25 protein-coding genes are annotated in these 26,074 nt (G+C 71.1%); 17 read left to right on the plus strand and 8 right to left on the minus strand.

The window, feature by feature from the left end:
- Window positions 1-44: 44 nt before the first annotated feature.
- Window positions 45-1,388 carry a cation:dicarboxylase symporter family transporter gene (locus tag AB0C28_RS06135; protein ID WP_357841129.1) on the plus strand — a complete coding sequence of 448 codons (1,344 nt, stop codon included), beginning with the start codon at window positions 45-47 and terminating at the stop codon, window positions 1,386-1,388.
- A gap of 39 nt (window positions 1,389-1,427) precedes the next feature.
- On the opposite strand, the gene AB0C28_RS06140 is transcribed toward AB0C28_RS06135, so the two are convergent.
- Both AB0C28_RS06140 and AB0C28_RS06145 read right to left on the minus strand, forming a co-directional pair.
- Window positions 1,428-2,795 carry a HAMP domain-containing sensor histidine kinase gene (locus AB0C28_RS06140; protein ID WP_358073238.1) on the minus strand — a complete coding sequence of 456 codons (1,368 nt, stop codon included), beginning with the start codon at window positions 2,793-2,795 and terminating at the stop codon, window positions 1,428-1,430.
- A 179-nt stretch (window positions 2,796-2,974) separates the two neighbouring features.
- Complete coding sequence (locus AB0C28_RS06145) at window positions 2,975-4,468, minus strand: glycoside hydrolase family 13 protein (RefSeq protein WP_358073239.1); 1,494 nt, start codon at window positions 4,466-4,468, stop codon at window positions 2,975-2,977.
- Window positions 4,469-4,884: 416 nt separating this feature from the next.
- On the opposite strand from AB0C28_RS06145, the gene AB0C28_RS06150 reads away from it, so the two are divergent.
- Window positions 4,885-6,138: a right-handed parallel beta-helix repeat-containing protein gene (locus tag AB0C28_RS06150; protein ID WP_358073240.1), complete on the plus strand. Its 1,254-nt coding sequence runs from the start codon at window positions 4,885-4,887 to the stop codon at window positions 6,136-6,138.
- A gap of 96 nt (window positions 6,139-6,234) precedes the next feature.
- Window positions 6,235-6,534 (plus strand): hypothetical protein, encoded by a 300-nt coding sequence (locus AB0C28_RS06155; protein WP_357841141.1) that lies wholly within the window; start codon window positions 6,235-6,237, stop codon window positions 6,532-6,534.
- A gap of 13 nt (window positions 6,535-6,547) precedes the next feature.
- On the opposite strand, the gene AB0C28_RS06160 is transcribed toward AB0C28_RS06155, so the two are convergent.
- Together AB0C28_RS06160 and AB0C28_RS06165 are read right to left on the minus strand one after the other, a co-directional pair.
- Window positions 6,548-7,225, minus strand: a complete 678-nt coding sequence (locus tag AB0C28_RS06160) for a response regulator transcription factor (protein WP_357841144.1) — start codon at window positions 7,223-7,225, stop codon at window positions 6,548-6,550.
- 18 nt (window positions 7,226-7,243) lie between these two features.
- Window positions 7,244-8,710, minus strand: coding sequence for a histidine kinase (locus AB0C28_RS06165; RefSeq protein ID WP_358073241.1), 1,467 nt, complete (start codon window positions 8,708-8,710; stop codon window positions 7,244-7,246).
- A gap of 229 nt (window positions 8,711-8,939) precedes the next feature.
- Here AB0C28_RS06165 and AB0C28_RS06170 point away from each other — a divergent pair, with 229 nt between their 5' ends.
- On the plus strand, window positions 8,940-9,611 hold the full coding sequence (locus tag AB0C28_RS06170) for a DUF998 domain-containing protein (RefSeq protein WP_357841150.1): 672 nt from the start codon (window positions 8,940-8,942) through the stop codon (window positions 9,609-9,611).
- Here AB0C28_RS06170 and AB0C28_RS06175 read toward each other — a convergent pair.
- Window positions 9,571-10,296: an SDR family oxidoreductase gene (locus AB0C28_RS06175; RefSeq protein WP_358073242.1), complete on the minus strand. Its 726-nt coding sequence runs from the start codon at window positions 10,294-10,296 to the stop codon at window positions 9,571-9,573. The genes AB0C28_RS06170 and AB0C28_RS06175 overlap by 41 nt on opposite strands.
- Window positions 10,293-11,453 carry a thiolase family protein gene (locus tag AB0C28_RS06180; RefSeq protein ID WP_358073243.1) on the minus strand — a complete coding sequence of 387 codons (1,161 nt, stop codon included), beginning with the start codon at window positions 11,451-11,453 and terminating at the stop codon, window positions 10,293-10,295. Before AB0C28_RS06180 ends, AB0C28_RS06175 begins: the two co-directional genes overlap by 4 nt.
- 327 nt (window positions 11,454-11,780) lie before the next feature.
- Between AB0C28_RS06180 and AB0C28_RS06185 the strand changes: the two genes are divergently transcribed.
- From AB0C28_RS06185 to AB0C28_RS06225, 9 genes are all read left to right on the plus strand, one after another.
- Window positions 11,781-12,383, plus strand: coding sequence for an ACT domain-containing protein (locus AB0C28_RS06185; RefSeq protein ID WP_357841158.1), 603 nt, complete (start codon window positions 11,781-11,783; stop codon window positions 12,381-12,383).
- A gap of 89 nt (window positions 12,384-12,472) precedes the next feature.
- A complete protein-coding gene (locus tag AB0C28_RS06190) occupies window positions 12,473-12,985 on the plus strand; it encodes a MaoC family dehydratase (protein ID WP_357841161.1) in 513 nt (170 codons plus the stop codon).
- Window positions 12,986-12,995: 10 nt separating this feature from the next.
- Complete coding sequence (locus AB0C28_RS06195; protein ID WP_357841164.1) at window positions 12,996-14,159, plus strand: acyl-CoA dehydrogenase family protein; 1,164 nt, start codon at window positions 12,996-12,998, stop codon at window positions 14,157-14,159.
- Between the two features lie 214 nt (window positions 14,160-14,373).
- The gene (locus AB0C28_RS06200; RefSeq protein WP_358073244.1) at window positions 14,374-15,351 is read left to right on the plus strand and encodes a cation diffusion facilitator family transporter; all 978 of its coding nucleotides are present in this window, start codon (window positions 14,374-14,376) and stop codon (window positions 15,349-15,351) included.
- 79 nt (window positions 15,352-15,430) lie between these two features.
- Entirely contained in the window at window positions 15,431-16,837 is a 1,407-nt protein-coding gene (locus AB0C28_RS06205; protein WP_358073245.1) for an acyltransferase, read from the plus strand.
- Window positions 16,821-16,958 (plus strand): hypothetical protein, encoded by a 138-nt coding sequence (locus tag AB0C28_RS06210; protein ID WP_357841173.1) that lies wholly within the window; start codon window positions 16,821-16,823, stop codon window positions 16,956-16,958. Before AB0C28_RS06205 ends, AB0C28_RS06210 begins: the two co-directional genes overlap by 17 nt.
- 305 nt (window positions 16,959-17,263) lie before the next feature.
- A complete protein-coding gene (locus AB0C28_RS06215; protein WP_357841176.1) occupies window positions 17,264-18,448 on the plus strand; it encodes a hypothetical protein in 1,185 nt (394 codons plus the stop codon).
- 203 nt (window positions 18,449-18,651) lie between these two features.
- Window positions 18,652-18,918: a type II toxin-antitoxin system prevent-host-death family antitoxin gene (locus AB0C28_RS06220; protein WP_357841179.1), complete on the plus strand. Its 267-nt coding sequence runs from the start codon at window positions 18,652-18,654 to the stop codon at window positions 18,916-18,918.
- Window positions 18,915-19,175 (plus strand): Txe/YoeB family addiction module toxin, encoded by a 261-nt coding sequence (locus tag AB0C28_RS06225; RefSeq protein WP_357841182.1) that lies wholly within the window; start codon window positions 18,915-18,917, stop codon window positions 19,173-19,175. The genes AB0C28_RS06220 and AB0C28_RS06225 overlap by 4 nt, the downstream gene beginning before the upstream one ends.
- A 42-nt stretch (window positions 19,176-19,217) precedes the next feature.
- Here the strand turns inward: AB0C28_RS06225 and AB0C28_RS06230 are convergent, their stop codons facing one another.
- Complete coding sequence (locus AB0C28_RS06230; RefSeq protein ID WP_357841185.1) at window positions 19,218-20,501, minus strand: ATP-binding cassette domain-containing protein; 1,284 nt, start codon at window positions 20,499-20,501, stop codon at window positions 19,218-19,220.
- Between the two features lie 382 nt (window positions 20,502-20,883).
- Between AB0C28_RS06230 and AB0C28_RS06235 the strand changes: the two genes are divergently transcribed.
- Entirely contained in the window at window positions 20,884-21,909 is a 1,026-nt protein-coding gene (locus AB0C28_RS06235; RefSeq protein WP_357841188.1) for a LacI family DNA-binding transcriptional regulator, read from the plus strand.
- A 94-nt stretch (window positions 21,910-22,003) separates the two neighbouring features.
- Window positions 22,004-23,002: a PfkB family carbohydrate kinase gene (locus AB0C28_RS06240; protein WP_358073246.1), complete on the plus strand. Its 999-nt coding sequence runs from the start codon at window positions 22,004-22,006 to the stop codon at window positions 23,000-23,002.
- A 6-nt stretch (window positions 23,003-23,008) separates the two neighbouring features.
- Here the strand turns inward: AB0C28_RS06240 and AB0C28_RS06245 are convergent, their stop codons facing one another.
- Window positions 23,009-24,220 (minus strand): MFS transporter, encoded by a 1,212-nt coding sequence (locus AB0C28_RS06245; RefSeq protein WP_357841194.1) that lies wholly within the window; start codon window positions 24,218-24,220, stop codon window positions 23,009-23,011.
- Between the two features lie 164 nt (window positions 24,221-24,384).
- On the opposite strand from AB0C28_RS06245, the gene AB0C28_RS06250 reads away from it, so the two are divergent.
- On the plus strand, window positions 24,385-25,299 hold the full coding sequence (locus AB0C28_RS06250) for a sugar kinase (RefSeq protein ID WP_358073247.1): 915 nt from the start codon (window positions 24,385-24,387) through the stop codon (window positions 25,297-25,299).
- A 107-nt stretch (window positions 25,300-25,406) separates the two neighbouring features.
- The gene (locus tag AB0C28_RS06255) at window positions 25,407-26,027 is read left to right on the plus strand and encodes a bifunctional 4-hydroxy-2-oxoglutarate aldolase/2-dehydro-3-deoxy-phosphogluconate aldolase (protein WP_358073248.1); all 621 of its coding nucleotides are present in this window, start codon (window positions 25,407-25,409) and stop codon (window positions 26,025-26,027) included.
- Window positions 26,028-26,074 lie beyond the last annotated feature (47 nt).

The raw sequence follows: 26,074 nt of genomic DNA on the forward strand, positions 1-26,074 counted from the left end.
TCGCACATCAAGAAGGTCCCTCCAAAACGCCGGAGCAGCCCCCTATGCGCGATCGCACTCGTTATCTCTACCTGGCCGTCATCGTGGCGGTCCTGCTCGGGATCCTGGTCGGCTTCATCTGGCCGGACGTGGGCAAGGAACTCAAACCGCTCGGCACCGGATTCGTGGCACTGATCCAGATGGTGATCGGCCCCATCATCTTCTGCACCATCGTGCTCGGCATCGGTTCGGTGCGTCAGGCCGCCCAGGTGGGCAAGGTCGGCGGCCTCGCCCTCGGTTACTTCATCGTCATGTCCACGGTAGCGCTGGTCATCGGCCTGGCCGTCGGCAACGTCATCGACCCGGGCTCCGGCCTGCAGCTCACCGACACCGCCAGGCAGGCGGCCGAGGCCGAGGCGGCCAAGGGCGCGGACGCGAGCACGGTCGACTTCCTGCTCGGCATCATCCCCAAGACGGTGGTGTCGGCGCTGACCGACGGCTCCGTGCTGCAGGCGCTGCTGGTCGCGCTGCTGACCGGGTTCGCGCTGCAGGCCATGGGCCCCAAGGGCGCGCCCATCCTGCGCGGGGTCGAGCACTTCCAGCGGCTCGTGTTCCGCGTCCTCGCCATGATCATGTGGGCCGCGCCGGTGGGCGCGTTCGGCGCGATGGCGGCCGTCGTGGGCGCCACCGGCATCGAGGCGCTCAAGAGCCTGGCCATCATCATGATCGCCTTCTACGTGACCTGCGTGCTGTTCGTCGGCGTGGTGCTGGGCGCGCTCCTCTGGGCCGTCGCGCGGATCAACCTGTGGTCGCTGCTCAGCTACCTGGGCCGCGAGTTCCTGCTGATCCTGTCCACCTCGTCGTCGGAGACCGCCCTGCCCCGCCTCATCGCCAAGATGGAGCACCTGGGCGTGAGCAAGACCGTGGCCGGCATCACGGTGCCGACCGGCTACTCCTTCAACCTCGACGGCACCGCGATTTACCTGACCATGGCCACGCTGTTCATCGCCTCGGCGACCGGCTCGCCGCTGGAGTTCGGGGAGCAGGTGGCGCTGCTGCTGTTCATGATGATCGCCTCCAAGGGCGCGGCGGGCGTGACCGGCGCGGGCCTGGCCACGCTGGCCGGCGGCCTCCAGGCGCACCGGCCCGAGCTGGTGGACGGCGTGGGTCTCATCGTGGGCATCGACCGGTTCATGTCCGAGGCCAGGGCGCTGACGAACTTCGCCGGCAACGCCGTGGCCACCGTGCTCGTCGGCACCTGGACCGGGGAGTTCGACCGGGAGCGCGCCGGACGGGTGCTGGCCGGGCAGGCGCCGTTCGACGAGGCCACGCTGCTGGACGACCACGACGACACGCCCGCCGCCGAAGGTCCACGTGGGGAGCCCGAGAAGGAGATGTCGCCCGCCTAGCCGTACCGGGATCCCGGACGGGACACCGGGACGGGACATCTAACGCGGCTGCCGGTTCACGGCCGGCAGCCGCAGCACGAATCTCGCGCCTCCCGCGAAGTCCTCCACGCAGATCTGGCCGCGGTGGGCCAGCGCCACGTCCCTGGCGATGGCCAGGCCCAGCCCCGTGCCGCCCGAGTCGCGGTCGCGGGCGGCGTCCAGGCGGGTGAAACGCTCGAAGATGCGCTCGCGGTCGGCCACGGGGATCTCCACGCCGTCGTTCTCGACCGCCAGCACGGCGGTCCCCGCCCCTGGGCCCGGCTCGTGGCCGACCTCCACCCGTACCGTGTGCTCGGCGTGCCGCTGGGCGTTGTCCAGCAGGTTCGTCAGGACCCTGGCGAGCTGGAGGCGTACGCCCTCGACCGTGACCCCCTCGGCCAGGTCCGTCTGGACGGGCAGTTTGTCGCTGCGCACGGCCAGCTCCTGGCGCACCAGATCGGCGAGGTCGACGCGCTCCTTGACCAGGTCCACCCGGGAGCCGATCCTGGCCAGCAGCAGCAGGTCGCTGATGATGGCCTCCAGCCGGTCGGTGTCGCGCAGCGCGCTGTCCACCAGCGCCTCGATGTCGGTGTCGTCCGGATAGAGCTGGGCGCTCTCCAGCTGGGCGCGCAGCCCGGCGATGGGGGTGCGCAGCTCGTGGGAGGCGTCGGAGGCGAACTGGCGCTGCTGCTCGGCCGAGTGTTCCAGGCGGGCCAGCGTGCCGTTGATGGAGCGGGCCAGTTGCGCCACCTCGTCGTCGCCCGGCGGCTCGGTCACGCGGTGGCTGAGGTCTCCCGCGTGCACGGCGTCCAGCTCGGTCCGCATGGTCGCCACCGGCCGCAGCGCCTTGCCGGTGACCAGCCACGTCGCCCATCCCGTCAGCGCGATGAGCAGGGCGACCTCGCCGAGCACGACGATCTCGAGTATCCGGCTCGACAGCACCTCGGGCGTGCTGCGGCCGGCGTAGACGACAGGGGAGTCGGAGAACAGGCTCACCCGCACCGCCGTCACGTGCACGCATTCCGTCGGCAGGCAGGTGGTGGTGTTGATGATCCGGTTCTGGGGGGTGGGGCGCACGTCGCTGAGCGGCGGCAGGTTCCTGGCCGCGTCGCTGGTGGCCATCAGCTCCCCTTCCGGCCCGACGATCTGGATCAGGTCGACGGACGGGTTGGGCACGGGGATGGCGGCGCCGGTGGGCAGGGTGCCGCCGCGCATCTCGAACGCGATCCGCTCGGCGGCGTCCCTGGTCTGGCCGAACACGCTGGCGGCGACCAGGGAACGGGCCGCGACGACGCCGACCATGCCCACGGGAATGAGCACGAGGGCGGCTACGGCCGTCGCGATGAGGGTGACGCGTGCGCGCAGGGACCTGGCCCACCAGGGTGCCATCCCCCGAGGCTACCGAGAGTGATTGCTCCGCTATGTCGGGTATATACCGTGAAAAGGGAAAGATTGCGCCAACCGTCAGCGTCGGAGCTTGAGCCGGGCCGGTTCCTCGGCGCCGGAGCTTGAGCAGGGGCGCATCCTCGGCGCCGGAGCAGCGCCGAGGTGAAACCGAGGCGGCATCTTCAGCGCTGGAGCCAGACCGTCGTGTCCGGCGGGAGCGATCCGTCGGCGGCCAGCGGGCCGCTGGACAGCAGCACCTCGCCGGACACGGCGAGCCGCACCGGCGTCTCGCCGGTGTTGAGCGCCACGACCAGCCCCGGATCGCGCTCGATGACCAGCACGTCCTTGGGGGAGTAGAGCCACGTCAGCGTGCCGCCGCCGAGCGCGGGATGCGTCTTGCGCAGCTTCAGCGCGGCCCGGTAGAGGTTCAGCGTCGAGGCGGGGTCGTCCTCCTGGGCCTCGGCCGACAGCGCAGCCCACCCGGCCGGGATCGGCAGCCACGGGTCGCGCCAGCCCAGGTCGCCCGTGGAGATCCACGGGATCGGCACCCGGCAGCCGTCGCGGCTCTCGCCGCGCCGCAGGAACGCCGGGTCCTGGCGCAGCTCGTCCGGCAGGTCGAGCACCTCCGGCAGGCCCAGCTCCTCGCCGTTGTAGAGGTAGGCCGAGCCTGGCAGCGCCAGCATGAGCAGCGTCGCCGCGCGGGCGCGGGCGAGCCCGCCGTGGCGGGTGACGTGCCGCGGCTTGTCGTGGTTGGACAGCACCCACGTGGTGGGCGCGCCGACCAGGTCGGCCTCCTTCAGCGACTTCTCGATGACGGTACGGAACGACTTCGCGTGGAAGTCCGCCATCATGAACTCGAAGTTGAACGCCTGGTGCAGCTCGTCGGGCCCCACGTAGCGGGCCAGCCGCTCAGGGGAGGAAACCCACGCCTCGGCCACCGCCATCCGTCCGCCGGGGTAGGAGTCGAGGATCGGCCGCCACTCGCGGTAGATGTCGTGCACGCCGTCCTGGTCGAAGTAGGGCACCTGCTCGTCGCCCAGCATCTCGGCCTGCGGCCCGTCCTTCTGCCCCACGTCGGGCAGGCCCTCGGCCTTGATCATGCCGTGCGCCACGTCGACGCGGAATCCGTCCACGCCCCGGTCGAGCCAGAAGCGCAGGATGTCGCGGAACTCGGCCCGTACGTCCGGGTTGTCCCAGTTGAGGTCGGGCTGCTCGGGGGCGAACAGGTGCAGGTACCACGAGCCGTCCTCGACCTGCGTCCACGCCGGGCCGCCGAAGATCGACTCCCAGTCGTTGGGGCGGTCGCGGAAGACGTACCGCTCGCGCAGCCCCTCCTTGAACCAGGGGTGCTGGTCGGAGGAGTGGTTGGGCACCAGGTCCACGATGACCCTGATGCCCCGGCCGTGGGCGTCGGCGACCAGCGCGTCGAAGTCGGCGAGCGTGCCGAACATGGGGTCCACGTCCCGGTAGTCGGCCACGTCGTAGCCGCCGTCGGCCATGGGGGAGGTGTAGAAGGGGCTCAGCCAGATGGCGTCCACGCCCAGCTTCGACAGGTATCCCAGGCGCTCGCGCACGCCGGCGAGGTCTCCCATGCCGTCGCCGTCGGAGTCGGCGAAGCTGCGGGGGTAGACCTGGTACACGACGGCATCACGCCACCAGTCGTCATTGCCGAGCATGTTTGTCCTTCTTCTGGGATGACCCGGATGCCGGGGGATTTTCTGGTCAACGATGTCGCGATCACCCGCGAGTGGTCAAGTGTAAGTTGCGGAAAGTTGCAGATCTCCCCATGAGGGCCGGCGGGGAGGCTGAGCAGGTCAGATGAGCGCTCGGTGAGGACCTTCTTTCGCAAGTTCTTCCACGGCTTTCGCCTACGTGTTCGTCATGTGTACGGAGAGTGTGTGCACCATGCACACTCCGTACCGGCGGGGCCGCCCTTCCGCCCCCGCGTCCACAGGGGCTCCCGCCGTCTCTCACGACTGCGTCATGCCAAGTGAACACCTTCGTAACGTCTGTGGCGCCTCCCACACCCATCACGCTACGGTGGCGTCTGCTGATCCTCCGTGTCCCCCAACTAGATAGTGGTGTGCCTGTTATGAGGTTGCTGTCCGTAGCCGTGATGGCCACGCTCCTGCCTGCCGTTCCGTCCGCGGCCCTCGCAGCACAGGCGGGCACCACCTACTACGTCGACTCCCGCGCGGGCGACGACGGCGCGGCCGGCACCAGCGCGTCGAGCGCCTGGAAGTCGCTGGACAAGGTCAACGCGGCCGAGTTCAAGCCCGGCGACACCGTCCTGTTCAAGCGCGGCGGCAAGTTCACCGGGCCGCTCACGCTGGAGGCCAGCGGCACCGCCGGGCAGCCCATCACCGTCAAGGCGTACGGCAAGGGCGCCCTGGCCACGATCACCGGCACCGAGGCCGACTGCGTCAGCGTCAAGGGCAACCACTGGCGGATCAGCGGCCTGCGCGTCTCCGGCTGCCGCTGGGCCGGCTTCGCGATCGGCGGCGACTCCAACGAACTGATCGGCGTACAGGCCGACCGCAACATCACCGGCGTCTACGTCCCGGCGTCCGGCTCGCGCAACACCATCCGCGACAGCGTCCTGACCGACAACAACCGGATGAGCGTCAACGACGAGGGCGGCGACAACGACTCCGGCGCCTTCGGCGTGCTCCTCAACGGCGACGACAACGTGGTGACCGGCAACACCATCTCCGGGAGCTTCGCCAAGAGCAAGGACTACGGCACCGACGGGGCCGCCGTCGAGATCTTCAACGGCGACCGCAACCGCATCACCCACAACGTCTCCAGGAACAACGAGACCTTCACCGAGCTCGGCGCCCAGAAGGGCAAGACCGCCACCGGCAACGTCTTCGCCTTCAACGTCGTCACCTCCTCCCGCAGCCGCGGCTCCTTCCTCATCACCCGCGGCCCCCGCCACATCGTCGGCCCGGTCAAGGGCACGGTCGCCGTGCACAACTCGGTCTACCTGCCGGCCAGGGACACCATCGGCTGGTCCTGCCACGACGGGTGCGCGCCGTCGATACTCAAGCTGCGCAACAACGTGATCGCGGTGGGCGGGGAGGCCGGCTGGGAGGACGGCTCGGGCGCCGACGAGGACGGCGGCGTCTACAAGGGCCGCAGCGCCAGGTTCAAGCTCGGGCCGAAGTCGGTCATGGCCGACCCGAAGTTCGTCTCCCGCACCGACCTGCGCCTGCGTCCCGGCTCGCCGGCGCTCGGCCGCGGCCTGGTGCTCACCCCGAGGTGGTACGGCGGCAAGGCGTTCGGCAAGGACGTCAAGGGCAAGGCCCTGCCCGCCGCGCCCGACGCCGGCGCCTACCAGCGCTGAGGCCCGCTCCCGGTCGCTCTGGCGCCCCCTCGTTCTGCCGCACCGTCGTCCTCTCGTTCTGTCGTCCTGTCGTCCTGTCGTTCTAGAGTGGGCCCCGTGGTTCCAGATCTTCGCCAGCCGCTCGTGCGGCAGCTCGCCGAGTCCGACAATCCCCGCCGCTACTGGCACATGGGCGACGAGGACGGGCGCGCCTGGCTGTTCGAGAGCGTCGAGGGCGACGGCGAGCAGTGGGCGGTGCGCCAGGTCGAGGTGGGCACCGACCGCGGCGCCCGCCGTTACTGGTGGCGGCATCTGCAGGACGAGGCCGGATTCCTCACCGATCAGCCGCTGGAGATCTGGGAGCTGACCGAGATCCCGCGCGAGGCGTTCGAAGCGGTCTGGGAAGCGACGGGCTGACCCAGGCGGTCGGTCAGGGGCCGAGGTCGTGGCTGTCGCGGGCGTCGTGGGCCAGGATCGCGAGCTGGGTGCGGTTGGTCAGCCCGAGCTTGGTGAGCGCGCTGGAGATGTGCGCCTTGACCGCTCCGACCGACAGGTGCAGGCGTGCGGCGATCTCGGCGTTGCCGGCCCCCTCGGCCACGGCGAGCGCGACCTCGCGCTCCCGCCCGGTGAGCCGGGCCAGATGGTCGCGGGCCTGCACGGTGCGGCGATCCGCGCCGCCGGTCACGTGCGCGATCAGCGTACGGGCCACGCCGGGTGACAGGACGGGCTCACCCGCGGCGGCACGGCGGACGGCCTCGACGATCTGCTCGGGCGGCGTGTGCTTGACCAGGAACCCCGACGCGCCCGCCCGCAGCGCTTCGATCACCGTCGCCTCCGTGTCGAACGTCGTCAGCACGATCACCCGCGGGGCGCGGCCCGTACGGGCGGCCACGGCCCGGGTGGCGGCGATGCCGTCCACGTACGGCATGCGGATGTCCATCAGCACCACGTCGGGGGCCAGCCGCTCGACCGCCCCCGGCACGTCGGCCCCGTCGGCCGCCTCCCCGACCACGTCCACGCCGGGCGCGCCACGTAACATCATCCGCAGCCCGGCGCACACCAGCGGATCATCGTCCACCAGCAGGACCCGGATCGGCGGCTCATCCATCGGGCCTCCAACGGCTCGTCACACCTGCCACGGCAGGCGGGCCGACAGCACGAACACGCCGTCGCGTACTCCATGCTCCAGACTGCCACCGTCGAGCGCCACCCGCTCACCGAGCCCGGCCAGCCCTTTGCCCGCCCCGCCCCCCTCTCCCCGCACGCCACCCGCCCCGGCGGCGGGGTTGCCCACGGTGACGATCAGGTCGGTGCCGGGCCTGCCCTCGATCCGCACCCGCACCGGTGCCCCGGGGGCGTGCCTGCGCGCGTTCGTCAGCCCTTCCTGAACCGTCCGGTACGCGGTGCGCTGCACCTGCGCCCGTACCGACCCACTCGGGCCCGCTCCACCCTGCCTCGCCCCTGTCCGCCCTGAGTCCGCCCGTTCGGATGCGGCCCCCTCAGACCCATCCTCCTCAGGTCCGGACTCGTTCAACCCGGCCCGAGCGCGTCCGGTCCCCTCCGCGGCGCCGGTCAGTGCCGCCACCTCGTCCCCGACCGAGTAGTCGACCCGCTGGCCCGCCGCCTCGGCCTCCGCGACGAGGCGGGGCAGGTCGGCCAGGCCGGGCTGGGGCCGGGTGGCGGCGGGCTCGCCGTCGCGCAGGACCGCCAGGACCTCGCGCAGCTCGTCCAGGGCCAGCCGGGCGTTGTCCTGGATGACCTGTACCGCCCCGCCCACCTCGGACGCGTCCACCGGCGGGCCCGTCCCGGCCGCGGCCTGCGACGTGCGGTAGGCCAGCGCGCCCGCGTGCACGCTCAGCAGTGACACCCGGTGGGCCAGCACGTCGTGCATCTCCCGGGCCAACCGCTCTCGCTCGGCCCGGCGCGCCTCCCGCAACGCGAGCCGATGCTCCCGTTCGGCCCGCTGCGCCTCCGCCAGTTCCAGCCGGCGTTCGCGTTCCGCTCGTTGCGCTTCGGCCAGCTCCAGGCGGTGTTCGCGGGACCGTACCTCGGCCTCCCGTCGCAGGCCGAGGAGCAGGAGGCGGCGGGCGCGGACCGCCATGCCCAGGCAGAGGGGCCCGCCGAACATGATCAGCAGCGAGGCGATCAGCACCGGCCGCTCCACCCCGGGCGGTTCGGCGAAAAGGCCGTAGTAACCGCATATCGCCAGGTACGAGCCGGAGACCGCCGCCGCCCGGCCCCACGGCCGGTGTATCGCCACGGTGAGGCCCGCCACCATCGCCGCGCCCACAGAAGAGGCCGAGAAGGACAGCGCGACCAGCATCACGACGCCCAGCACCAGGGGGAAGCGCCGCCGCCACCACAGGGCCAGGCACGCGGGCCCCGCCACCCAGAGGTTGATCGCGACGAGCCAGCCGGGCACGAACTCGGCGCCGGGCGGCGGATAGGCGGCGGCCTGCTCGATCGCCATGATCACCGCGAACGCGAACAGCCCCGCGTCGGCCGCCCAGTCGCGGGCCGTACGGCGCCCGGCGGGCCGGCCGTCCAGCGCCGCGAGCTGGGCCGGCAGCAGCCAGCGGGGCACGACCGTCATGCCGGGGAGCTTAATCGAGCACAGGCCCGCCTATCCCTGGCCGATCGGCCACGGATCGTGTCCGTCCGGCCAGTGCGCGACCCCGATCGGCTCTGCTGGGCTGACAACCCCGGCCACCATCGCCGCCCGGATCCGTCTGAGACCCAGGACCCCGGCCACCATCCCCGCCCGAGGCTCAGAACCCGGCCACCATCCCCGCCCGATCCGCCCGATCCGCAGGAGAGATTCGATGACCACCAGAAGGCTGCTGTTCTGTGGTGCGGCAGGCGCGCCGCTGTTCGTGATCGTGCTGCTCGTCGAGGGGGCCCTGCGCCCCGGCTACGACCCCTTCTACCACTCGGGCAGCCAGCTCAGCCTCGGTGAGCGCGGCTGGATCCAGATCGCCAGCTTCGTCGTCAGCGGCCTGCTCATCACGGCCTTCGCGGCGGGCGTGCGCCGCAGCCTGGCGTCGTGGTGGGCGGCCGTGCCGATCGGGCTGATCGGTGCGGGCCTGATCGGCGCCGGCGTGTTCGTGATGGACCCGATGCAGGGCTATCCGCCCGGAGCCCCGGAAGGGGTCGTCCTGACCGGCAGCTGGCACCACACCGCGCACGACCTGGCGTCCCTGCCGGTCTTCTTCGGACTGCCCGTCGCGTGCGTGGCGGTCGCGATCCGGCTCAAGGGCTGGTGGCGGCTCTACTCGGCGGTCACGGCGGTGGCGACGCTCGTCCTCTTCCCGGTGTACGGGCAGGCGTTCACGGACGACGCCGCCAACGCGGGCCTGCTGCAGCGGGTGCTCATCGTGACCGGCTGGACCTGGCTCACCCTGCTCGCCGTACACCTGATCCGCCGGGAAGACACAGCGGATCAGGCGGGCCCGGTCAGCGACCGGGTTGGGCGGGAGCGTCCTGAGGGGGAGTGACGAGCTCCGGATACAGCAGCTCCAGGCCGCCCGACAGGCCGGCCCTGACGTTGCGGCTGACGTCGTCGGCGAGCACCTCGTACGCGCCCGCCTCCAGCCCGTCGAGCGCCTGCACCACCACGTCCTCCGGGCTGATCTTGGGCCCGGTGATGCCGGCGGCCATGTCGGTGTCGATGTAGCCGGCGTGCACGCCGAGCACGTGGGTGCCCTGCTCGCGCAGCTCCAGCCGCAGCGCGTTCGTCAGCGACCACGCCGCCGCCTTCGACGCCGCGTACGTCTTGGGCCTCGGGAACGTCACCCACGACAGCACCGACAGGACGTTCACCAGCGCGCCGCCGCCGTTGGCGGCCAGCACGGGGGCGAAGGCGCGGCTCATGGCGAGCGGGCCGAAGTAGTTGACCTCCATCTCCGCGCGGGCCGCCTCCGGGTCGGAGCCGCCGATGGACACGCCCGCGTTGTTGATCAGAAGGTCGACGTCGGCGTAGCGTTCGGCGGCGGCCACCACGGAGACGGGGTCGGTGACGTCGAGCGCGATCGGGGTCAGGCCCGGGCCGGTGATCGTGGCCGGGTTTCTGGCGGCGGCGTAGACCGTGCGGGCTCCGCGCTCCAGGAGGGCGCGGGCGAAGACGGCGCCGAGGCCGCGGTTCGCGCCGGTGACGAGGGCGACACTGCCGGAGATCTTCATGAGGTTCGCTCCAATATGAGGGCATTTGCCAGACCGCCCGCCTCGCACATGGTCTGCAGGGCGTAGCGGGCGCCATGCTCACGCATGGCATGGACGAGAGTGGTGGTGATGCGGGCGCCGCTGGCGCCCAGAGGATGGCCGAGGGCGATGGCGCCGCCCTTGACGTTGACCTTGGCCGGGTCCGCGCCGGTCTCCTGCTCCCAGGCCAGGACGACGCTCGCGAACGCCTCGTTGACCTCGAACAGGTCGATGTCGGCCAGCCGCAGCCCCGCCCGGCGCAGGACCTTCTCCGTGGCCGGGATGACGCCGGTGAGCATGAGAATCGGGTCGGACCCGGTGACGGCGAAGCTGTGCAGCCTGGCCAGCGGCTTGAGACCTAGGCGGGCCGCCGTCTCCGAGGTGGTGATGAGCACGGCCGCCGCCCCGTCGTTGATCGGGCTGGAGTTGCCCGCGGTGACCGACCAGTCGATCTGCGGGAACCGCTCGGCGTAGCCGGGGTCGGCGAACGCGGGCTTCAGCCCGGCCAGGATCTCCTCCGTGGTGGAGGGGCGTACCGACTCGTCCCGGTCGAGGCCCGCCAGCGGGACGAGCTCGGCCGAGAAGGAGGCGGCGGCGGCCTTGGCGTGCGAGCGGGCCGAGAACGCGTCGAGCCGCTCGCGGCCGAGCGACCACTTGGCGGCGATCAGCTCGGCGCTGATGCCCTGCGGCACCAGGCCCTCGGGGTAGCGGGCGGCCAGGGCGGCGCCGAACGGATCGGCTCCCGGGAGCACGTTCGACCACATCGGGACGCGGCTCATCGACTCCACCCCGCAGGCCACGACCAGGTCGTATGCACCGGACAGCACCCCCTGTGCGGCGAAGTGCACCGCCTGCTGGGACGAGCCGCACTGGCGGTCCACGGTGACCGCCGGCACGGACTCCGGCAGGCCGGCGGCCAGCCAGGCGTTGCGGGTGGTGTTCATGGCCTGCTCGCCCACCTGGTCGACGCAGCCGCCGATCACGTCGTCCACCAGGGACGGATCGATTCCGCCGCGCTCGATCAGGGCGCGCAGGGTGTGGGCGAGCAGGTCCACCGGATGCACCCCGGCCAGGGCGCCGCCGGGCTTGCCTTTGCCGATCGGGGTGCGTACGGCCTCCACGATGACGGCGTCGCGCATCGCGCCCTCCTTGTCAGTTGGAAAACCAGACCCACTCTAGGTGGGTTGGATTTTCCAACGCAACTCCGGGGCCTGGAGAGCCGCGTCACACCGTGCCGCGCCGGGCGGACGGGTTCGCGCGGTTGTGGGGTCGGTCGGTGTCCTGGCGTAAGGGCTCGGCATGGGGGATGACCACCCGTTGGCCTGCGAAAACCACAACTGCCCTTTATCGACAATACGGACTTAACGCTTCATCCTGGGATATAAGCGCATCATGTGCGACATATGCATGGAACATCCTGGAAACCTTTGCGCGGCAATCTGGGAGCCTTCGGAGGGGAGGCGGGAATGCTGCTGCGACTGAGGGTGTCGTTGCCGGACCGGCCGGGCGGTCTCGGTCAGGTCGCGAAGGCGCTGGGCGCGTTGGGGGCGGACATCCTCCAGGTCACCGTGCTGGAACGGGAGGCCGGCCGGGCCGTGGACGACTTCACCGTCTCCTGGCCTGGGCAGGTGAGCGCGGCCGAGGTGCGCGAGCGGATGTCCGCCATGCCGGGCGTGCGCGTCGAGGGAGTCTGGCCCACCAAGGAGATGCCCGGCTCGGCGCCCGACTACGACCTGCTCATGCACGTCGCGGCCGAACCCGCCAGGGGATACGCCACGCTGGTCGACGCGCTGCCGGGGCTCTGCGGCGCCGAATGGTCGCTGGCGGTGGCCGACGGCGCCGTACAGCATGCCTCCATGACCGCGCCCGCCGAGTTCGAGCTGCCCGAGCAGCCCCCGCGGGCGATCACCGTGGACGCCAAGGAGATGCAGTTGCTGCTGCTGCCCGTCGTCACGGCCGGGATGCACGTGGTGGTCGCCCGCGCCGACGGGCCGGTGTTCCACCGGGCCGAGGTGGAACGTGCCGCCCGCATCGTGGACGTGGTGGCGAAGCTCGCGGCCCGCACCTGAGGGCTCGCCACCGACGTGCGGGGTGATTGACCGAACAATCATCTGGTCACTAACGTGAACGGTCTGATCGTGGTGAACAGGAGCCGCCCGTGACCGTCCACGAGCCCAGCATCGGCCGCTACTACGAGGACTTCACCATAGGGGACGTCTACCAGCACCCCATGGGGCGGACGATCGGCGAGTCGGACAACACCTGGTTCACGCTGCTGACCATGAACACCAACCAGAACCACTTCAACGCGCACTTCGCCGCCAGGGCCCCCACCGGCAAGATCATCGTGAACTCCGGGCTGAGCGTGGCCATCGTGCTCGGCCTGTCGGTCATCGACGTCAGCCAGACAGCGATCATGAACCTGGGCTGGGACGGCATCAAACTCACCCATCCCGTCTTCGTGGGCGACACCCTCTACGCCGAGTCGAAGGTGACCGGCAAGCGGGAGTCCAAGTCGCGGCCGTACGCAGGGATCGTCACCTGCTACACGCGCGGGCTCAACCAGGACGGCGACGAGGTCATGTCGTGGACGCGGACCGTCATGGTCTACAAACGCGATGCCCCGTACGACAAGGGCTATTTCCCCCAGGCCAAGACCGGCCCGCTCTGAGAAGAGGCACATGGACTTCGAGCTGACCGACGAGCAGAAGGCGTTCCGCGAGACCCTGCGCGCGTTCGTGGACAAGGAGATCGTGCCGGTGGCCACCGAGTGGGAGCACTCCGGCCGCTATCCCACCGAGATCGTCGACAAGATGAAGCAGATGGGACTGTTCGGGCTGTCCGTGCCGGAGGAGTACGGCGGCATGGCGGCCGACATGGTCTCCTTCGCGCTGGTCTTCGAGGAGATCGCGCGCGGCTGGATGGGCGTGGCCGGCACGATCGGCTCCCACTCGCTGGCCTGCTGGATGATCGCCCGCCACGGCACCGAGGAGCAGAAGCGGCTGCACCTCGCCGACCTGGCGAGCGGCGCCCGCCGTACCGGGATCGCGCTGACCGAGCCCGGAGCGGGCACCGACCTGCAGGGCATCCAGACCAGGGCGGTACGCGACGGCGACCACTACATCGTCACCGGCACCAAGACGTGGATCACCAACGCCCGCCACGCCGACCCGCTGCCCGTGCTGGTCAAGACCTCCGTCGCCGAACCCGCGCACAAGGGCATGTCGGTGCTGCTCGTCGACCCCTCGTCGGCCGGCTTCGGCGTCAGCCGCGACCTGCCCAAGCTCGGCTACAAGGGCACCGAGACGTGCGAGGTGGTGCTCGACGAGGTACGCGTGCCGGTGTCGTGCCTGCTCGGCGGCGTCGAGGGGCGCGGCATGCAGCAGGTGCTCGGCGGGCTGGAGATCGGGCGGATCAACATCGCCGCCCGCGCCGTCGGCGTGGCCCAGGCCGCATACGACGCCGCGCTGGCCTACTCGCGCGAACGCACCGCCTTCGGCCGGCCGATCGCCGACTTCCAGGCCGTCCAGCTCAAACTCGCCGACCTGGCCACGGAGATCCAGGCCGCCCGGCTGCTCACGTACTGGGCCGCCTCTCAGGCCGACGGCGGCAAGCGGGTGGACATGGAGGCGGGCATGGCCAAGTACTTCGCCTCGGAGGTGGCGCTCAAGGCGTCCCTGGAGGCGATGCGCATCCACGGGGGGTACGGGTACTCGCAGGAGTTCGTCGTCGAACGGCTCTACCGGGACGCGCCGCTGATGGCGATCGGCGAGGGCACCAACGACGTGCAGCGGCTGGTCATCGCCCGCGCGCTGATCTCCGGGAAGGGGAAGGTGGGCTGGTAGGGGACGTACGCGGGTCCTTCCGTTGGTACGCGGACATGGCTGCATATCCTGCTCGAAGGGATGAGGTGCGTTAGCGGGGGATGCCATGGGTGACCAGCGGGACTCCGACCCGTCGAAGCACCACGACCACGACCACGACCACGGGCATGGGCATGGGCATGGGCATGGGCATGGGCATGGGCACGGTCATCAGCGAGAGCGGGGGATCAGGGCGGTGCTGGGGTGGGTCGCCCACGCCGTGACCCCGCACAGCCACGACTCCGCCCGCAAGACGGACACCGCGCTGGAGTCCAGCAGTCGCGGCATGCGCGTGCTGGCCGTCTCGTTCGCCGCCCTCATGCTCACCGCCGCCGTCCAGGCGGTCGTCGTCGTCGCCTCCGGCTCGGTCGCGCTGCTCGGCGACACCCTGCACAACCTGGCCGACGCGCTCACCGCCGTACCGCTGGCCATCGCGTTCTCGCTCGGCCGCCGCGCCGCCACCCGCCGCTACACCTACGGTTACGGCCGGGCGGAGGACCTGGCGGGCATCGTCATCGTGCTGCTCATCACCGCCTCGGCCGCCCTGGCCGGGTACGAGGCCGTCCGGCGGCTGCTGGACCCCCAGGAGATCAGGGCCGTGGGCTGGGTGGCCGCGGCGGCGGTGATCGGGTTCGCCGGGAACGAGTGGGTGGCCCGTTACCGCATCAAGGTGGGCAGGGAGATCGGCTCGGCGGCGCTGGTCGCCGACGGCCTGCACGCCAGGACGGACGGTTTCACCTCGCTGGCCGTCCTGCTGGGCGCGGGCGGCGCCGCGCTCGGGTTCCCGCTCGCCGACCCCGTCGTGGGGCTGCTCATCACGGTCGCCATCTGTTACGTCCTGCGCGACGCGGCGCGCGAGATCTACCACCGGCTCATGGACGCCGTTGACCCCGCGCTCGTGGACGCCGCGGAAGACGTACTGGCCGGGGTGGAAGGAGTGCGGCGGGTGGAGTCGGTGCGACTGCGCTGGATCGGGCACGCGCTGCACGCCGAGGTGGAGATCCTCGTCGATCACGACATGTCGGTTATACGCGCGCACGAGGTGGCGGTGGGGGCCGAGCACCGGCTCATCCACGGCGTGCCGCGCCTGAGGGCCGCCACCGTTCACACCGACCCCGATGGCCCCGACGGCGCCGACCACCACGCGCCCCTGGCCGACCATCAGTCCCCGTAGCCGGTCGAGGGCCGGAATCCGGCGCCGGCCAGGGAAAGACGCCCGCATCACTCACCCCGTTACGGGTAGGTTGGGCCGGGTGTCCGCAGCCGCCCCGCATCCCGATTCCACCCATCCGCGCGCTCCCGCGTCCGCCCCTGCCCCGGCCTCCGCGCCTTCCCGCACCGCCACATCCGCACCTGCCACGGCACCCACCCAGACCGACGCGTCCACCTCCGCCACGAGGCTCGCCTGGCTGGACGCCCTGCGCGGCATCGGCGCGATGGCGGTGGTGGCCGAGCACCTCCTGCCCTGGTTCCTGCCCGGCCTGCGCCCTTACTGGTTCAACCTGGGCGTCTACGGCATCCTGGTGTTCTTCCTGGTCAGCGGCTACATCATCCCGACGTCCCTGGAACGCCACGGCGACGTACGCGCCTTCTGGATCAGCCGCTTCTTCCGCCTCTACCCCCTCTACTTGGGCGTCATCGTCGCGGTGCTGGCGCTGTCCTGGTGGGTGCCGGTGCGGGAGGCCGTCCCCCGTGACGGGAGCGCGGTGGCGGCGCACGCGACCATGCTGCTCGACGTCGTCAGCGTGGGCGGCGTGGCCGACACGATGTGGACGCTCTCGTACGAGATGGTGTTCTACCTGCTGGTCACGGCGCTGTTCCTGACGCGCGGGCACGATCGCAGCGGGCTGCTGTCGGTGCTCTTCGCGGTGGCCGCGGTCGTGGTCGGGCTGATCGTGTCGGGGGCGGTGCTGAAGGGGGCGTGGCCGGCGTACGTGTCGTGTGCGGTGTTCGTCGTCGGGCTGACGGGCGTGGTGGCGGGCCGGTTCCGTACCGCCTCGGCCTGCGTGCTGGGCGTCATGGCGGTGGTGCTGCTGCTGATGAGCAGCCGGGTGCCGTGGCTGGGCGCGGCAGTGCTGGCGGTGATGTTCGCGGGTACGGCCGTGCACCGGTGGGAGCGCGGCACCGGCCGGCTGTGGCCGGTGGCGGTCACCGTCGTCCTGGTCGGCATCGCGCCGCTGTGGGCCATCGAGAGCGGCTGGTGGTGGGTGCAGGCCGACGTGTGGTTCACCACGATCGCGCTGGCCGGGGCCACGTTCGCGGGCGGGATGGCGCTGCGCGGCAGGCGGCTGCCCCGGGTGCTGGTCTGGTTCGGGCTGATCAGCTACTCGCTCTACCTGGTGCACCATCCGGTGCTGAAGTACTTCGTGCAGGTCAGCGGGGATCTGCGGCGGGCCGAGCCGGCGTACCAGATAGCCATGACCGCCCTGGCCCTGGCGCTGCTCGTCGGCGTCAGCGCGCTGACCTACCGGTACGTCGAACGGCCCATGCAGGACCTCGGCCGGCGGATCTCACGCCGGTGCCGTGACCGGCTCCAGGGCGGGGCCGATGCGCGGGTGACGGGACAGGGCGCGGGCGACGACGGGGTCCTCGGCCAGGAGGAAGGCCAGGTGCCTGACCGCGTGCGCGACCACGTTGGCCAGGGTGACGCCCTGCGGTGACGGCGTCGCCGGCGCCCGCCCTCTGGCGATCTCCAGCGCCGGCACCTCGGTCGCGGGCAGCCAGGGCGACGGATCGGGGCAGACCGCGTACGTCAGGACGATCTCGCCGTCCGGTTCGTAGCGCCAGCTGGTGGAATGCAGCACCGTGTCGGGGTCGCCGGGCGCGACCCCGCTCAGCCGGCGCGCTGTCTCGTCGGGGCTCTCCCCACGTAGCGGCCGGGTAAGGGCATGCCTGTACGCCCAGCGATTGTCGGTGCCCACCCGTAGCATGAGCGTTTCAACCGAGACCACGTGTCTTCCCGTCACCACCCACAACTTACTGCCCATCATGTGCAGGTGCGTCTCTTAGGCATGTCGTCGGCGCTCTTGCACCAGCGTGGTGAGCCGGGTTGTAGTCGATGGCGTGGGAGAGAGAGGCCGACGTTCATGCCCGGTGTGCTGGTGCTGATGGGGTCGGGCGAGACGAGCCCGACCATGGTCGAGATTCACCGCGCCGCGGCGCGGACCCTGCGCGCGGGGGCGCGGGCCGTGCTGCTCGACACTCCCTACGCCTTCCAGGAAAATCGCGCCGACATCTCCGCCCGCGCCTGCGGATACTTCTCCCACAGCGTCGGCCTCGACGTCGAGGTGGCTCCCGCGATCACCGGCGCCGACTGGGTGTTCTCCGGCCCCGGCAGCCCCACCTACGCCCTCGACCGATGGGCCGGCTCCGGCGTGGCCGGCGACCTGCGGGCCAGGATCCGGGCCCGCGAAGGGGTGACCGTGCTGGCCTCGGCGGCGGCCTGCACGGCGGGCCTGGCCACCGTGCCGGTCTACGAGATCTACAAGGTGGGCGCCGAGCCCCACTGGCGCGAGGGCATCGACCTGCTGGAGCCGCTGGGGCTGCAGGCCGTGCTGATCCCCCACTACGACAACGCCGAGGGCGGCACCCACGACACCCGCTACTGCTACCTGGGCGAGCGCCGGCTGTCACGCATGGAGCGCGAGCTGCCGCCCGGCACCGCCGTGCTCGGGCTCGACGAGCACACGGCGCTGGTCATCGACCTGGAGAGTGAGTCCGTACGGATCGCGGGGCGGGGCGGCCTGACCGTGCGCAGGCCCGGCACGCAGACGGTCCTGCCCACTGGCACTCGCCTCGACCTGGCCGAGCTGCGCCGCCTGGCCGAAGGCGGCTCGGGCGGTCCCGTCCCCGCCCCGCCCGAGCCGGAGACGCAGCCCGCCGAGGTGACGCTGGAGGAGTCGATCCGGTCCTGCGAAGAGCTGTTCAAGGCCGCCGCCGACCGGACCGACATGGTGGCGGCGGCGCAGGCCGTGCTCGACCTGGAGGCGGAGATGGTCAAGTGGGCCGCCGACACGGAGGAGGACTCCGGCGGGGTCGAGCAGGCCAGAGAGCTGATGCGGCTGCTGATCGCCCGCCTCGGCGAGCTCGCCTCGACCGCCGCCCAGCGCTCCCAGGCTCTCCCGTCCTTGGTGGAGCCCCTGCTCGCGCTACGGGCCGAGCTGCGCGGCCAGGGCAGCTACGACGTCGCCGACGCCCTGCGCACGGCATTGACCCGCGGCGGCGTCACCATCGAGGACACCCCTGACAGCTCCCGCTGGACGATCTCCTGATGACCTGCGGATGACTGCGCACCTCGGCAAAGGCAGGGCAATGTGGTGTCGCCACTCTAGGTAGTTGAATTGCTACCCTTTGCCTAGGAGTGGTGCACTCCCCTTTTCTTCGACCGTGCCACGTCTGCGCCGGGCGAGGGTTTGGGGGTGCGCCGACGCCTCTCTTAAGGGAAAGGATGTACACCATCATGTACACTGGCGCTATGAAGGTGATGACCATGTCTGAATCGCGGGCCAACTATGCGGCAACTCTCGATGCCGTCATCGACGACCAGGAAGAGGTCCTCATCACGCGCCCGGGCGGGGAAGGAGTGGTCATGGTGTCTCAGCGCGAGTACGAGTCGATGCGCGAGACGCTCTACCTGATGGCTTCTCCCGAGAATCGCAGGCGGCTGTCGGAGGCGATCGCCAGCCTGGAGGCTGGCGGCGGCACCATCCGTGAACTGGCTGATGAGGACCTCGCTTCGTGAAGATCCTCTTCGCCGAGCTCGGCTGGGAAGATTACTGCTACTGGCAGCGGGAAGACCGGCGCATCCTCAAGAGGGTCAACCAGCTGATCGCCGACATAACCCGGCACGAGAACGAAGGCATCGGCAAGCCGGAACCGCTGAAGTATGAATGGTCCGGCTATTGGTCCCGGCGCATCACCTCGGAACACCGGCTCGTCTACCGCGTCACCGACGACACCATCATGATCGCCGCCTGCCGCTTTCACTACGAGAAGTAGCGTCCGTCTGGCCGAAGACGTCCCGTGCGGAGTGTGTTTCGGTCAGCGGCGCGGGGGGTCGATGCGGGCGCCGTCCGAGGTGAAGATCATGATGCGGGAGAGGTCCACCGCCACCTTGGCGGCGTCGCCGGTGCGCCAGACGGGGCGGTTGCCGAGGCGGACGATCAGGTCGGAGCGGCGGTGGATGCCGCTGTTGCCGTGCGCGCCCACCTGCTCCTGGTCCTGCGGTTCCGGCACGCGTGGCGAGAAGAGCCGCCGCATCATGCCCGACACCTTCCCCGACCCGTTCCTGGCGCCGTTGACGCGCCGGCGCGGGTCCGGCGGCTCGGGCACCGGTACGGCGGGCATCCCGCACTCCAGGTACGCCAGCCACTCGTGCCCGTGATACTCAAGAGCCCGCACCCGTCCGTAGAAGGACGGCCCCTCGTACGACTCCGGCACCGGAGCCAGCCCGTCAGGGCGCAGCCCGACCAGGACCTGCCCGCCGGTGTGCTGCGAGATCGCGTACGCCCTGGGATCGCTCCACGGCAACGTGAGACGGTGCGGGCCGAAGTCGAGCAGCACGTACTGGTTCTGTGGCGTCCTGACGCCCGCCGTCAAGAGGTTCAGCTGCTGGGAGTTGAGGAAGGCCGCCACGAACGCCGTCGCTGGATCGTTGTAAATCTGGGCCGGAGTGCCGACGTCCTGAAGAACGCCGCGGTTCAGGATCGCGATCCGGTCCGCCAGGGTCAGGGCCTCCACCTGGTCGTGCGTGACGTAGATCGTGGTGACGCCGAGCGACCTGACCAGCGAGGAGATCTCCATCCGCAGCTCGGTGCGCATGCCGGCGTCCAGGTTCGACAGCGGCTCGTCCATGAGGAAGAGCTTGGGCTGGCGCACGATCGCCCGGCCCATCGCGACCCGCTGGCGCTGGCCGCCGGAGAGCGTGCCGGGGCGGCGGTCGAGGGTCTCGTCGATGTGCAGCGCCTTGGACAGCTCGGTGACGCGCTCGCGGACCATCGACGGGTCTGACTTGGCGATCTCCAAGGGAAAGGCGATGTTCCCGCGTACGGTCCTGTGCGGGTAGAGCGCGCCGTTCTGGAACACCATCGCCACGTCACGGTCGCGCGGGGCCAGGTGGTTGGCCATCTCGCCGTCCAGCCACAGGTCGCCCTCGGTGATCTCCTCCAGCCCGGCGATCATGCGCAGCAGCGTGGACTTGCCGCATCCTGAGGGGCCGAGGAGGACGAGGAACTCGCCGTCATCGGCCCGAAGGCTCAGCCGGTCGACTGCGAGGTAGTCGCCCGGATACACCTTGGTCACTTTGTCGAGAACGACCGAGCTCATGGGCCCACACCTTGCGTGTCACCTGTGACGAGGCTGATTGAAGAGGTAGTACATCGCGGTTTAACGCTGCATGTCCACCCTGGAGATAAAGAATCTCATTCGGCAGTGTTTCGGTCAGGAGTTTTGGCGGCCCGTAGCCGATATTTCCGTATTTCGAGTTAGAAAGGGCTTGCGTAAACTTGCGGAAAGAGATTTCATGTGGGGGACGTCCGGGGGAGGCACGCGGTGCGCGCAGGGGAGACGATGGCCGCTCGGAAGCCGAACCCGATGATCCACCAGGCCGGGAGTCTCTGCGCCACGACGTCGAAGGAGAGCTCGTGATCGCCTCCGATGTCCCCGTAGCAGCGGATTCGGCGGCCCGGCGGAAAGTAAAGTAAGGCCCATGAACGGTCACGCTCGTCTCGCCGACATCGCCGCCCAGGCCGGGGTGAGCGAGGCCACCGTCAGCCGGGTGCTCAACGGCAAGCCCGGAGTCTCGGCCGCCACCCGCCAATCGGTGATGACCGCGCTCGACCTGATGGGCTACGAACGCCCGCCCCGGCTGCGGCAGCGCAGCAACGGGCTGGTCGGTCTGGTCACGCCTGAGCTGGACAACCCGATCTTCCCCGCGTTCGCGCAGGCCATCGAGAAGGCGCTGACCCAGCACGGCTACACGCCGGTGCTCTGCACCCAGCTGCCCGGCGGCGCGCCTGAAGACGAGTTCACCGAGTTGCTCGTCGATCGCGGCGTCAGCGGCATCGTCTTCGTCTCCGGGCTGCACGCCGACACCACCGCGCGGATGGACCGCTACACCCGCCTCACCGACCGCGGCCTGCCGATCGTGCTGGTCGACGGCTACAGCGAGCACATCGACGCCCCCTTCATCTCGCCCGACGACCGCCTGTCCGCGCGGCTGGCCGTGCAGCACCTGGTCGACCTCGGCCACGAGCGGATCGGCATCGCGCTCGGGCCGCCCAGGTTCGTGCCGGTGATCAGGAAGATCGAGGGCTACCGGCAGGCCATGGCGCAGCTCCTCGGCGCGGACGACGTGGACGACCTGATCGCCCACTCGCTGTTCTCGGTCGAGGGCGGGCAGGCCGCCGCCGCGCAACTGCTCAGCCGCGGCTGCACCGGCATCGTGTGCGCGAGCGATCTGATGGCGCTGGGCGCTATCCGGGCGTGCCGGCAGAAGGGGCTGTCGGTGCCGGGCGAGGTGTCCGTGGTCGGGTTCGACGACTCGCCGCTGATCGCGTTCACCGATCCGCCGCTGACGACCGTGCGCAAGCCGATCGGGGCGATGGCGTCGGCGGCCGTGCAGACCCTGCTCGAAGAGGTCAACGGCGCCCCGGCCAAGCACGTCGAGCTGATCTTCCAGCCCGAACTGGTCGTCCGCGGCTCCACCGGCTCAGGCCCGCTGGTCAACCGGTGAACGGGTACCGGCGTCCTCGTCCACGGCCCGCTGGTCAACCGGTGGGCGGTCATGACGCCCTCATCGTCGGTTCCTCGGGCTCGCCGGCCGACCGGTGAGCGGCCACGACGTTCTCGTTCTCGGCGGGGCCGGGGTCGACACGACGGTCTACGTGCCCGAGTTGCCGCTTCCGTACCGCGACACCTATCAGGTGCCGCCGGTCACCGACCGGATCGGCAACACCGGCGCGGGCGTCGCGCTCGGCTGCCACGCGCTCGGGCTCGGCGTCGCCTTCGCCGACCTCATCGGCGACGACCCGCAGGGCGCGCTGATCCGCCACGCGCTGCGCGACGTCGACTGCCGCTGGGGCACCGCCGTGGCGGGCACCCGGCGCAGCGTCCTGCTCGTGGGTCCCGACGGCCGGCGCACGTCCTTCTACGACGCGAAGGCGACGCCCGGCGAGCTCATGCCCAGGCAGCTGTACGCGGACGTGCGCCCCCGCCACGTCCACCTGTCGATCATGGACTTCTGCCGCCACCTCATCCCCGAGTTCGACGGCGTGCCGCTCTCCACCGACCTGCACGACTGGGACGGCGCCGCCGGCTACCAGAAGGACTTCGCCTACGGCTGCGACCTGGTCTTCCTGTCGGCCGCGGCCCTGTCCGACCCGATCGCCGTCATGCGCGACATCATCGCGCGCGGGCGCGCCCACACGGTCGTGTGCACGCGCGGAGCCGACGGCTGCCTCGTCCTGACCCGCGAGGCCGAGACCCGCGAGGCCGAGACCCGCGAGGCCGAGAGCCGCGCGGGAAAGGCGTGCGCAGGCGAGGGCGGGACGCGGGCCGGCGAGGGCGAGACGCATCCCCGCGAGGGCGGGACGCGCGTCGGCGAGGTGCGCGCGTTCCCGGCCGCGCCGCTGCCCGGCCCGGTGGCCGACAGCAACGGCGCGGGCGACGCGTTCGTCTCCGGGTTCCTGTACGGCAGCCTGCGCGGCGAGCCCCTGGAGCGATGCGTCCGCCTCGGAGCGATCGCGGGCGCCCACGCCTGCACGGTCACCGGCACTCACGAGTCCCCGATCACCGAGCCGCTCCTGCTCGCCAGAGCCGCCGGCTGAGCCCGTTCAGGCGTCGGCCGGGTGGCCGCTGTCCAGTTCCCGCCAGGTCCGCAGGACGAATGGTGGCACCGAGATCAGCACGTACACCACGGTGAAGGCGAACAGCGTGGTCCCGAGGCCGGTCAGTGTGGACAGCGTCCCGGCCAGCAGGCCGCCCACCGGCATGCCCGCGTACGCGGCGGCCGTCATCGCCCCGATCACCCGCGCCCTGAGCCGCACCGGGATCCGGCCGTACTGCAGGATGGCCAGGATCGGGTTGATCGCGCCCGCCGCGAACCCCGACAGGGCGGTGGCCGCCATCGCGACGGAGAACGGAACGTCCAGGGCCAGCACGAGCACGCGCGGCACCCCGGCGATCAGGAAGCACAGCCCGAACGTCAGCCGCATCGACAATCGGCTGCCGACGGCCCCGTACACGACCGTCCCCGCCACCGCCCCGGCGCCCACCGCCCCCGTGAGCAGGCCGAACGCACGGGGATCGCCGACCACGTCGCGCGCGTACAGCGCCAGCAGCACCTGCGTCACGCCGGTGTCGAGCAGATTGACCACCACGATCATCGCGGTGGCGCTCAGCTGCAGCCGGTCCCGCCACAGGAACGCCAGCCCCGCCCGCAGGCCGTCCAGATAGCCGCCGCGCTCCCGTTCGCGCCGGGCCACCCGCGGCACACCGCCCGCCACCAGCAGCGCGGACAGCAGGAACGTGACCCCGTCCAGGAACAGCGGCAGACTCGGCCCGAGCCAGAGGATCAGCACCCCGGCCAGCGGCGCCCCCACCATCGCCGACCCCCGGTACACCCCGTCGTAGGCGGCGGTCGCCCGCTCGATCGGCACGCCGGCTAGGGCCGCGAGGTCGGGCAGCATGGCCTTGCGCGCGGTCTCCCCGGGGGTGGAGGCCATCCAGCGCAGGAACAGCAGCACGAGGAGCAGCGGATAGCTCAGGCCGCCGGTCAGGAACAGGATCGGCAGCGCCAGCACGAGCAGGCCGCTGACCAGGTCGGACAGCACGCTCGTGACCCGGAACCCGAGCCAGTCCACCAGCGTGCCGCCGAAGGCGGCGGAGATGACGATGGGGAAGGTCATCGCGAACGCGGCCAGCCCGGTCAGGGCGGCGCTGCCGGTCGTGTCGAGGACGAACCACGGGACGGCGAGGATGGAGAGCATGTTGCCGGTGGTGGACAGGGCGTTGGCGGCCAGCAAGGTGATGAATGGACGCCTCACGAGTGATGCCCCCGCACTGTTCTCCTGGTTCAGCGTCACTCAGGGGCGGCTCGTGGTCAAGGGAACCGCCTGCGGGGCTGGTGACCGATAAGTCGTAATAAAGGTGATTTGATAGTACGGTTCACCGCCCCTGGTGGAGCAGAGACGATCGAGGAGCTCGAAGCGTGAGTGTCGTGGTGTGCGGTGAGGCGATGCTGCTGATGCTGGCCGAGCCGGGCATCCCGCTGGAACGCGCCACCACGTTCCGCCGCTCGGTCGCCGGAGCGGAGACCAACGTGGCCGCCGGCCTGGCCCGGCTGGGCCACGAGGTGCGCTGGCTCGGCCGGGTCGGCGCCGATCCGACCGGCGCGTCCGTGCTGGCCATGCTGCGCGCCGAGGGCATCGACACCCGCCACGCCGTCACCGACGCGTCCGCGCCGACCGGGCTGCTGCTGCGTGACAGCCATCCGGCCAGGGCCATCGACGTGCAGTACTACCGCGCCGGCTCGGCCGCCTCCCGGCTGGAGCCTGAGGAGCTGACGCCGGAGACGGTGAACGGGGCGCGGCTCGTCCACGTCACCGGGATCACGCCCATGCTGTCCGATTCGGCGCACCAGGCCACGCTCCGGCTGCTCGACCTGGCCCGGGAGGCGGGCGCGCTGGTCTCGTTCGACCCGAACATCCGGCTCAAGCTGGGCACGCCCGCGCTGTGGCGCGAGCGGGTCGCGCCGCTGCTCGGCCGCGCCGACGTGGTGCTGGCCGGGGCGGACGAGCTGGAGCTGCTGCAGGTGGATCCGGCGAGCCTGGACGGGCTGGTCGTGGTCAAGCACCGCGACAAGTCGGCCACGTGCGGGGCGTTACGGCAGGAGGCGTTCCCGGTGCCCGTGACCGATCCGGTCGGCGCGGGGGACGCCTTCGCCGCCGGGTTCCTGTCCGGGCTGCTGCGGGGGATGCCGTACGAGGTGTGCCTGCGCGAGGCGGCGGCCGTGGCCGCGCTGGTGGTGCAGTGCGCCACCGACACCGACGGTCTGCCCGACCGAGCGGGGCTGGACCGCGCGCTGGCCGCTTTCACCGAGGCAGGAGAGACCGTGCACCGCTAGCCACCACCTGCTACCCGGGGAGACTGTTTACGGCTGGCCGCCACCTGCACCGGGGAGACCGTTACCGCAAGCCGCCACCTTCACCGGGGCGCGATCGAAGGGGAGTCATGTACCGCTGGGAGATCGTCGAGGCCGTCACCGCGCAGCGGGTGTTCGGGATCGTCAGGAGCGCGGGGCCGCAGGAGGCGGTCGCCGCCGCCGAGGCGGTGCTCGACGCCGGGCTGCGCGCGGTGGAGGTGGCGCTCACCACGCCCCGCGCGCTCACCGCCGTCGCGCGGCTCACCGAGCAGCGGCCCGAGGCGCTGATCGGGGCCGGCACCGTGCTCGACGCCGCCGCCGCCCGTGCCGCCGTCGAGGCGGGAGCGCGGTTCCTGGTCTCGCCCAACCTTCACCCCGAGGTGATCCGCGCGGGCCACCGCTACGGCGTGCCCGTCTTCCCCGGCGTGGCCACGCCGAGCGAGATCGTCCGGGCTCTGGAGGAGGGGGCGGACGCGGTCAAGATCTTCCCGGCGTCCGCCGTGTCGCCGTCCTGGCTGCGTGACGTACGCGCCGCGCTGTCGCAGACGCCCGCGATCCCCACCGGCGGCGTGACGATCGACAACGCGCCCGACTGGATCGCGGCCGGCGCCGTCGCCTGTGGCATGGGCTCGGCGCTGACCTCGGGCGGCGCCCAGGCGGCGGGCGAGCGCGTGACCGCCCTTCTCACCCGCCTCGCCCAGGCCCGCTGAACACCCGCGCCGGGGCCGTCGAGGTGTGCGATATATGCTCACCCGTG

The sequence above is a fragment of the Nonomuraea sp. NPDC048892 genome (assembly GCF_040649735.1).
GTDB classification, from domain to species: Bacteria; Actinomycetota; Actinomycetes; order Streptosporangiales; family Streptosporangiaceae; genus Nonomuraea; species Nonomuraea maheshkhaliensis.

Bases quoted from the DNA above. Each gene is read 5' to 3' on its own strand.
- AB0C28_RS06180 (WP_358073243.1), bottom strand. From the start codon at position 11,453: ATGCGCGACGCCGTCATCGTGGAGGCCGTACGCACCCCGATCGGCAAA.
- AB0C28_RS06150 (WP_358073240.1), top strand. From the start codon at position 4,885: ATGAGGTTGCTGTCCGTAGCCGTGATGGCCACGCTCCTGCCTGCCGTT.
- AB0C28_RS06175 (WP_358073242.1), bottom strand. From the start codon at position 10,296: ATGAAGATCTCCGGCAGTGTCGCCCTCGTCACCGGCGCGAACCGCGGC.
- AB0C28_RS06165 (WP_358073241.1), bottom strand. From the start codon at position 8,710: ATGACGGTCGTGCCCCGCTGGCTGCTGCCGGCCCAGCTCGCGGCGCTG.
- AB0C28_RS06220 (WP_357841179.1), top strand. From the start codon at position 18,652: ATGAAGGTGATGACCATGTCTGAATCGCGGGCCAACTATGCGGCAACT.
- AB0C28_RS06135 (WP_357841129.1), top strand. From the start codon at position 45: ATGCGCGATCGCACTCGTTATCTCTACCTGGCCGTCATCGTGGCGGTC.
- AB0C28_RS06140 (WP_358073238.1), bottom strand. From the start codon at position 2,795: ATGGCACCCTGGTGGGCCAGGTCCCTGCGCGCACGCGTCACCCTCATC.
- AB0C28_RS06145 (WP_358073239.1), bottom strand. From the start codon at position 4,468: ATGCTCGGCAATGACGACTGGTGGCGTGATGCCGTCGTGTACCAGGTC.
- AB0C28_RS06185 (WP_357841158.1), top strand. From the start codon at position 11,781: ATGCTGCTGCGACTGAGGGTGTCGTTGCCGGACCGGCCGGGCGGTCTC.
- AB0C28_RS06235 (WP_357841188.1), top strand. From the start codon at position 20,884: ATGAACGGTCACGCTCGTCTCGCCGACATCGCCGCCCAGGCCGGGGTG.
- AB0C28_RS06195 (WP_357841164.1), top strand. From the start codon at position 12,996: ATGGACTTCGAGCTGACCGACGAGCAGAAGGCGTTCCGCGAGACCCTG.
- AB0C28_RS06215 (WP_357841176.1), top strand. From the start codon at position 17,264: ATGCCCGGTGTGCTGGTGCTGATGGGGTCGGGCGAGACGAGCCCGACC.
- AB0C28_RS06230 (WP_357841185.1), bottom strand. From the start codon at position 20,501: ATGAGCTCGGTCGTTCTCGACAAAGTGACCAAGGTGTATCCGGGCGAC.
- AB0C28_RS06160 (WP_357841144.1), bottom strand. From the start codon at position 7,225: ATGGATGAGCCGCCGATCCGGGTCCTGCTGGTGGACGATGATCCGCTG.
- AB0C28_RS06255 (WP_358073248.1), top strand. From the start codon at position 25,407: ATGTACCGCTGGGAGATCGTCGAGGCCGTCACCGCGCAGCGGGTGTTC.
- AB0C28_RS06170 (WP_357841150.1), top strand. From the start codon at position 8,940: ATGACCACCAGAAGGCTGCTGTTCTGTGGTGCGGCAGGCGCGCCGCTG.